Raw genomic sequence first — 7,381 nt, 5'->3', positions numbered from 1 at the left:
TTGCCGCAAGCGGGGTTAATTGTTTTTTTAGAAAATTTTGTTTACTTTTGAAGTATGGTATTTTAGTTGAAGTTAGGTGCTAATAAGCCCCGCCTTCGGCAATACCCGGACCGTTAGTGGCGAAAGGAGCGAAGCGGATTTCGCCACATCGGCTCGGCGGCTTACACCGCCTGATGGGCTCGTCGCTTCGCGAACTTCGCACATCAAGCGGTTTTGCAAAATTTCCTCTTTGAAGCAGAGCTTCCAGAGGAAACTTCGCAAAGCCGCCGAGCCGTTAGCACCAATTTTAAACCACTATGCGTAAAATAATCACATTAATAACACTAAGCATTTCAATTTTTTCATTTGCACAAAAAAAGTGCGATTGTAAAAAAGTAATTGAATTTGTTACTCATCAAATTGAGAATAATTCAGCATCATTTGCTCATCAAGTATTGGAATATAATAGACAAGACATTTACAAAAAACATAAAAATAAAATCGTAAAGATTTCAAAAGATTTAACTACTCAAAAAGAATGCTTAGGTCTTATCCAACACTATCTTTTTTTTCTTAGAGATGCACACCAAAAGTTATATATAACCAATGAGTACTATCCTTTTAAATCATTCGATGATACCCTGTCTGTAAAAAGATTCATCACAGAAAATGTGGAGAATCATCAGCTGAAGAGGATTAACCCAAAAGGAATTCTTGGAGATTGGTATTATAAAAATGGACTCTACTCGATTCAAATACAAAAAAACCAACAAAAAGGTAGAGAATATATTGGAATATTAAAAGATGATTTTCGTCACAACAAACAGTTTCTTGGTTTTAAAGGTGACATTAGGTTTGAGTTTTACAACAACCATCAAAATGAATTAACAGCTATTTATTGGGACTTTGCTAACCGACCTGCCGCCTATAAAGTACAGTTTTCCAAGGACACATTAAAATTTGGCAGAAACATTACTTTTTATAGGAAAAAGAAGGATATTACAGTCACAAATAGTTTCAAGGTTGCTGATTCAACTTACTTTAAAGAACTTGATAACAATACAAATTATTTGCGAATTCACACCTTTGATTATGAAAACAAAAAGAATATAGATTCTATTATTTCAGTACATCAAAATCAACTTTCAACTAAAAATAATTTGATAATTGATGTGAGGAATAATGGTGGCGGTAGTGATTGGAGTTATTATCCATTATTACCGTATATTATGGATAAAAATGAATATCAAAACCCAATAGCAGCTTCTTCCATTTGGATAAGTAAAGATAATTTTCAGAACTATTATAACGAAAGGTACTTATATAATGTGAAAACTAACCAAGACAGTTTGAATGCGGATTTAGAAATTGAGGCATTAAAAAAACATATAGGCAAGTTTGAACCTTACACAAAATCAACTTCAAAAGTTGAAACTATTTCTTCATATCCCAAAAAAGTTTACATCATACAAAATAGATGGGATGCAAGTTCAACCGAAGGATTTATTCTGACGGCTAAACAGAGTGGAAAAGTGAAAACCTTTGGAGAGAATACGGGAGGATTTGTATCATATGGAGAGTGGCGAAGATTAGAAATACCAAATTTTCCAGCTTGGATAAGTATGACACAAAAGAAAATGATCTTCTATGATGATTTCGATTTTGAAATGATAGGGATAAAACCAGACGTCGAATTAAACCCTGATAATGAAAAAGACTGGCTTGAAATTGTTAAGAAAGAAATTGAAAAATAAAAAACTGGTGCTAACAAGGGTTTGGCACAATGGCGGGTAAAGTGCTAAGTTGAACTTTTGGTAATTCTATTTCGCCTACGCCATTTTTATTTGCTTTTTTGATATATTAGCAAATAGAAAATGGCTTCGGCTACTTTGTGTGATGGTTTAAAGGTTTAGCACTTCAAATTCCGCCACTGACGCCAAGCCCCAACCGTTAGCGGTCATTATAACAGACGACACTGAAAACAATGGACAACGAAAAGATATTTAAAACAAAGACAGGATTTTGCCATATTTTGCCAGACAAAATTGTTCTGACACGAAGCGGAATTATCGGTAATGTTGCGAAAGTGACAGTTGGGAATAACATTTCAAGAATACTAATTATTTACGGTGGACTTTCTATCGGACTTTTTTATTTCGCTTTTGACAATTATAGAAACGGTCAAGTAGCACAACCAATATTATTTGGACTTCTAGGAATTTATTTAGTTTACGGAATATTAAATAGTATCAATAACTCTGCGACACCAATCATAGACCGACAAAAAATTAAAGAAGTTAAATTTAAAAAAGCAATTTCTGGTTTGACTCGTTCAAGATTTGAAGTGCTATTTGAAGACGAACAAGGCAAATTAAAAAAAAGACTAATAATGCTTCCAGGTTCATTGACAGACGGAGAAAGTGAAACGGAGAAAGCAGTTAAAATTATGACAGACGAAAAATTAATAACGAACCGCTAACAAGGGTTTTGCGTCAGGCGGGCTGAAGTGCAAAATTCAAGTTTTGTACTTCTATCGAAATTTGTATATTAGCTGAAAGTTTCGGCTTCGAAATCCCGCCCAAACGCAAAGCCCCGGACCGATGTGGCGAAATCCGCTTCGCTCCTTTCGCCACATCGGCTCGGCGGCTTACACCGCCTGATGGGCTCGTCGCTTCGCGAACTTCGCCCATCAAGCGGTTTTGCAAAATTTCCTCTTGGAAGCAGAGCTTCCAGAGGAAACTTCGCAAAGCCGCCGAGCCGTTAGCAGCAATAGTAAACAAACACATACCATAAAATGAAAAAAACAATATTTATCGTGTTTCTAAATTTTTTATTTGCATTTTCTTATGGACAAATAAACACTGAATTGATCAAGAAAAATGTGACTGAAAATCCTAAAGAAAATTTTTATAATCTTTTAGATATTTTTAAAACAGACCCGTCTAAATTAACACAAGAACAACTAAATCAACTTTACTATGGAAGTAAATTTGTAAAGATGGATTACACAATTGGGAACTACAACAGTGAATCAGGCACATTTTGGAAACACGCTCAAAAAAAATTATCTAAAAGTAAGGCAGAAAAAATAATAGAAGAAGCAGAATTAAAATATTCAAAAAATCCACTTAATAAAAGTTTACTTGATAATATGATTAACATTTACAATGCACTAAATGAAAATCAAAAATCAGATTTATGCTATAAACAGAAAGATTTAATAACTCAAACAATAGAAAAAAGTGGAGATGGGAAAAGTGAAGAAACTGCAATTTGTGTTTTAACTGCAGGAGAAGTTTTGCAGCAACTTGAAAAACTAATACAAACTGGGCCAAGAGCACAGTTTAGTCAAAAAATGAAACAACTTTCAGATGGAAGTATATTAACAATTTATAGAATCGGAGATAGAGAAGTTTTTGTAAAATTAGTAGGAGGATATTTTCTGTAAAAAACTACTGCTGCTAACATAGTATTTGCAAAAGGCGGGGAGAGGCTATAGTTGAAAATTTGGGAACATTTATCCGCTTCTGCTTTTCCGTATTACTTTTTTTCCTAAATTAGCACAACGGAAAAAGCATCTGCTACGGTTGGTCGAAATTGAATGAATAGTCCAATTTAGCCCGCCCTTCGCAAATACTTTCCCGTTAGCGGTAATTTTACCAAGACAACCTTAAAGACAACAAAATCATAATATTTTGAAAATAATATTTAATTAATAAAATGGACATAAAAGTAACAGATATAATTAATCAAAAATCTTATGACAAAATTGTCGAAATACTTGTTGAATACAATTTAAGTAAAACCAAAGAATTTAATAGTGAGATTAATAAACCTATCGAAATAATTGCGAGAAATGAAAAGAAAGAAATCATTGGCGGACTGTATGGTCGCTCTATCTGGGGAACACTCGAAATTAAAACCTTTGCCATTAAGCCCGAAAACAGAAACAACGGAATTGGAAAAAAATTACTTTTAGAAGCAGAAAAAGAAGCCAAAAACCGAAATTGTAGGTTTATAAGTTTGGATACTTTTTCATTTCAAGCACCTGCATTTTATGAAAAACTTGGATTTGAAAAAATTGGAACAGAAAGTGATTTTCCAAAAGGGTTTGAAAAGTATTATTATCGAAAAAAAATATAAAAACTACCGCTAACATCGGTTTGGCAATATGGCGGCTGAAGTGCTTCTATGAAACATTTGTGTAAGGTTCAACATCAGTAATTCTATTGAACTTTTGTGCTAATAATCCGCCACATCGCCAAGCCGAAAAACGATGTGGCGAAAGGAGCGAAGCGGATTTCGCCACATCGGCTCGGCGGCTTACACCGCCTGATGGGCTCGTCGCTTCGCGAACTTCGCCCATCAAGCGGTTTTGCAAAATTTCCTCTTGGAAGCAGAGCTTCCAGAGGAAACTTCGCAAAGCCGCCGAGCCGTTAGCTGTCATTGTAGAACGACACGTACACAAGAAACGAACTAACACAATATTAAAAGAAAAATGACAACTGAAAATACTTTGACACTTCTAAACTCAATTCATAACGACCTGAAAATAGTTAAAGAATTGGTTTATGACAAATGTGGTTTTGACTTGACAAACTTGAAGCAGAATATAGAAAGTAAAGAATACGGAGCTTGTACTTTCGAACTTAACGGAAAGACAATTCAACAGCGATTTTCTAAAATTACACCTACAAAAACAGGACAGTTTGTAACGATTTGGAAACGAAACAAGGACGGACAAACAGAACCATTTGACAACTCGGACAATTTTGATTTTGTAATTATCACAGCAAGAGATGAGGAAAAGTTAGGACAATTCATTTTCCCAAAGTCTGTGTTGGCTGACAAAGGAATAATAACACGACATGGGAAAATTGGAAAACGTGGAATTAGAATTTATCCGCCTTGGGATTTGACAACAAGCGAACAGGCGAAGAAAACACAAAGTTGGCAGACGAAATATTTTATAACAATTAAAAATGACAACTCAACCGACCTTGAATTGATAAAAAAAATTTTAACGCAATAAGACTGACAGAGAAAAACAACGAACAGCTAACAAGGGTTTTGCGTTAGGCGGGCTGAAGTGCAAAATTCAACGGCAGTTTTTCAATTAAACATTAGTAATAAAATCAGCTTTTGTGCTTCAATTTCCCGCCCGAACACAAAGCCCCGACCGTTAGCAGGCATATAGCTGAAAATTTCGCATAAAAATAAAAGTTGTACATTTGAACAACTTTTTATATATTTGTAGGCGATATGGAAGAAAAGAAATTTAGAAATATTTTACGCTTATAAAAATTACTTCTTTGACTTCTTCCAAAAGCAGAAGCCAAAAGTAAAAGAGAAAATATTATGGACTTTTATGGTAATAGAAACTGTTGAAAAAATCCCAACCGAATACTTTAAACATATGGAGGGAACTGACGGACTTTATGAAATAAGAGTTCAGTTTGGAAACGATATTTTTAGGATATTTTGTTTTTTTGACGAAGGGAAACTGATTGTTCTTACCAATGGATTTCAAAAGAAAACGCAAAAGACACCGAAAAAAGAAATTGAAAAAGCATTAAAAATCAAAAAGGAATACGAAAATGAAAAATAAAAATTTAACTTCCCTAACTGAAATTCTTGACAAAGAATACGGAAAAAAAGGAACTAAAAAAAGAGATGAATTTGAAAAAGGATTTGAGGAGTTTAAGCTCGGAGTTCTAATTCAGCAAGCAAGACTTGAAAAAGGTCTTACACAAGAGCAACTTGCTAAAAAATGCGGAACAAATAAAGGTTATATTTCAAAAGTTGAGAACAATATTAAAGATGTAAGGCTTTCCACACTTCAAAAAATCGTGGAAATTGGACTTGGCGGAAAATTGAATCTTGGAATTAACTTATAATCGAAAGAATACGTCTGCTAACAAGGTATTGCCGCAAGCGGGGTTAATTGTTTTTTTAGAAAAATTTGTTTATCTTTGAGGTGTGGTATTTCAGTTGAAGTTGGGTGCTAATAAGCCCCGCCTTCGGCAATACCCGACCGTTACCAGCTATACACTCCAAACATTTCGCTAAGGAACCGAAACGATTCAAAATGCTCTAAATTGTGAATAGGAAGAAACTGAATTCAGACCCAGCCGAGCAGTGCGTGTTAGGGGTCTAAATTCATTTTCTACCACGGACGACTTAAAAGCATATTTTGAATGAGCCGACTCTTAAAAAATGTTGGAGAGTACAGCTGATAACTTGTAACACTTGACTGAATATTGGACTTTTAAAACTTAAATAGAGAATAAAACCTCAAAGGAAAGAACTTCAAACTGACGAAAAGTGAAAAAACGATTGGATTTCAAAACTGAAAACGAGTAACCTAAAAACTATGGAACTGACTAAAAGCTGAAAAACTAAACGGTCAAATTGTGGACTTGAACGCTGAAAATGTGAAAAACGTGTGGACTGAAAACTATGCGGAGAAGACACCACGCAGAAAAAAATAGTACAGCTGGTAACTTGTAATGCTCGACTAAATGTTGGACTTTTAAAACCTAAAAAAAGAGGAAAAACCCCAAAGGAAAGAACCTCAAACTGACGAAAAGCGAAAAAGCGAATGGATTTCGGAACTGAAAACGAGTAACCCAAAAACTACGGAACTGACTTAAAGGCTGAAAAACTAAACGGTCAAATTGTGGACTTGAACGCTGAAAATGTGAAAAACGTGCGGACTGAAAACTATGCGGAAAAGACACCACGCAGAAAAATATAGTACAGCTGGTAACAAGGTATTGCCGCAAGCGGGGTTAATTGCTTTTTTAGAAAATTTTGTTTATCTTTGAACTGTGGTATTTTAGTTGAAGTTGGGTGCTGAGAAGCCCCGCCTTCGGCAATACCCGTCTCGTTAGCGGCAAGTGTATCAAAACACACGGCTGAAAAGAAATTTTTTGAATATGAGCATTAACAAAGCCCCAATTCTAAAAAAACATTTAAATTACAGTGCATTAAACACATACAGAATAACAACAGTTGATAAAACAATAAAATGAAAAATGGATTTAAAGTAATTGGAATTTCCACTCGGACAACAAACAAAGACAACAAATCAAAGGAAGATTTGGGAAAACTTTGGGGGCAATTTTATGCGGAAAACATTTTTGAGAAGATACCGAATAAAGTATCGGATGAAATATTTTCAATTTATACTGATTACAAAAGCAACTACACCGAGGAATATACTACGATTATAGGTGTTCCTGTTTCAACACTAAATGAAATCCCTAGTGGATTAGTCGGTAGGGAATTTGAAGCCGAGAACTTTCAAAAATTCGTAGCAAAAGGCGAAATGCCGAACGCTGTTATCAATACTTGGATAGACATTTGGAATAGAGACGAAGAACTCAATAGAAAATATACG

9 protein-coding genes are annotated in these 7,381 nt (G+C 34.7%); 8 read left to right on the top strand and 1 reads right to left on the bottom strand.

The genetic code is table 11. The features are described 5' to 3' along the window. Positions 1-296: 296 nt before the first annotated feature. The 4 genes from D1003_RS02250 (at position 297) to D1003_RS02230 (ending at position 4,122) form a co-directional block, all read left to right on the top strand. Positions 297-1,733, top strand: a complete 1,437-nt coding sequence (locus D1003_RS02250) for a S41 family peptidase (RefSeq protein WP_153935559.1) — start codon at positions 297-299, stop codon at positions 1,731-1,733. 230 nt (positions 1,734-1,963) lie between these two features. Next, on the top strand, positions 1,964-2,458 hold the full coding sequence (locus D1003_RS02245; protein WP_153935558.1) for a phosphoribosylaminoimidazolesuccinocarboxamide synthase: 495 nt from the start codon (positions 1,964-1,966) through the stop codon (positions 2,456-2,458). A 315-nt stretch (positions 2,459-2,773) separates the two neighbouring features. Next, on the top strand, positions 2,774-3,427 hold the full coding sequence (locus D1003_RS02235) for a DUF4919 domain-containing protein (protein ID WP_153935556.1): 654 nt from the start codon (positions 2,774-2,776) through the stop codon (positions 3,425-3,427). A 272-nt stretch (positions 3,428-3,699) separates the two neighbouring features. Continuing rightward, on the top strand, positions 3,700-4,122 hold the full coding sequence (locus D1003_RS02230; RefSeq protein WP_153935555.1) for an N-acetyltransferase: 423 nt from the start codon (positions 3,700-3,702) through the stop codon (positions 4,120-4,122). Positions 4,123-4,168: 46 nt separating this feature from the next. On the opposite strand, the gene D1003_RS11020 is transcribed toward D1003_RS02230, so the two are convergent. Then, complete coding sequence (locus D1003_RS11020) at positions 4,169-4,345, bottom strand: hypothetical protein (RefSeq protein ID WP_185148323.1); 177 nt, start codon at positions 4,343-4,345, stop codon at positions 4,169-4,171. 132 nt (positions 4,346-4,477) lie between these two features. Here D1003_RS11020 and D1003_RS02225 point away from each other — a divergent pair, with 132 nt between their 5' ends. The 4 genes from D1003_RS02225 to D1003_RS02210 all read left to right on the top strand — a co-directional run. Continuing rightward, the gene (locus D1003_RS02225; RefSeq protein WP_014615013.1) at positions 4,478-5,011 is read left to right on the top strand and encodes a MepB family protein; all 534 of its coding nucleotides are present in this window, start codon (positions 4,478-4,480) and stop codon (positions 5,009-5,011) included. 336 nt (positions 5,012-5,347) lie between these two features. Then, a complete protein-coding gene (locus D1003_RS02220) occupies positions 5,348-5,587 on the top strand; it encodes a type II toxin-antitoxin system RelE/ParE family toxin (RefSeq protein WP_260393286.1) in 240 nt (79 codons plus the stop codon). Further along, a complete protein-coding gene (locus D1003_RS02215) occupies positions 5,577-5,876 on the top strand; it encodes a helix-turn-helix domain-containing protein (RefSeq protein ID WP_014938954.1) in 300 nt (99 codons plus the stop codon). Before D1003_RS02220 ends, D1003_RS02215 begins: the two co-directional genes overlap by 11 nt. 1,133 nt (positions 5,877-7,009) lie before the next feature. Further along, on the top strand, positions 7,010-7,381 hold a 372-nt coding region (locus D1003_RS02210), incomplete at its 3' end, for a GyrI-like domain-containing protein (protein WP_260393285.1).

Origin of the sequence: Riemerella anatipestifer, from assembly GCF_009663465.1 — a bacterium.
Classification (GTDB): domain Bacteria; phylum Bacteroidota; class Bacteroidia; order Flavobacteriales; family Weeksellaceae; genus Riemerella; species Riemerella anatipestifer_C.
The sequence above is the reverse complement of the archived record's forward strand: the minus strand, read 5'-3'. Positions and strand labels throughout refer to the sequence as shown.

What these genes read in the sequence shown, in the direction of transcription:
- D1003_RS02250 (WP_153935559.1), top strand. Translation starts at nt 297, where the DNA reads ATGCGTAAAATAATCACATTAATAACACTAAGCATTTCAATTTTTTCA.
- D1003_RS02215 (WP_014938954.1), top strand. Translation starts at nt 5,577, where the DNA reads ATGAAAAATAAAAATTTAACTTCCCTAACTGAAATTCTTGACAAAGAA.
- D1003_RS02235 (WP_153935556.1), top strand. Translation starts at nt 2,774, where the DNA reads ATGAAAAAAACAATATTTATCGTGTTTCTAAATTTTTTATTTGCATTT.
- D1003_RS11020 (WP_185148323.1), bottom strand. Translation starts at nt 4,345, where the DNA reads ATGGGCGAAGTTCGCGAAGCGACGAGCCCATCAGGCGGTGTAAGCCGC.
- D1003_RS02220 (WP_260393286.1), top strand. Translation starts at nt 5,348, where the DNA reads ATGGTAATAGAAACTGTTGAAAAAATCCCAACCGAATACTTTAAACAT.
- D1003_RS02225 (WP_014615013.1), top strand. Translation starts at nt 4,478, where the DNA reads ATGACAACTGAAAATACTTTGACACTTCTAAACTCAATTCATAACGAC.
- D1003_RS02245 (WP_153935558.1), top strand. Translation starts at nt 1,964, where the DNA reads ATGGACAACGAAAAGATATTTAAAACAAAGACAGGATTTTGCCATATT.
- D1003_RS02230 (WP_153935555.1), top strand. Translation starts at nt 3,700, where the DNA reads ATGGACATAAAAGTAACAGATATAATTAATCAAAAATCTTATGACAAA.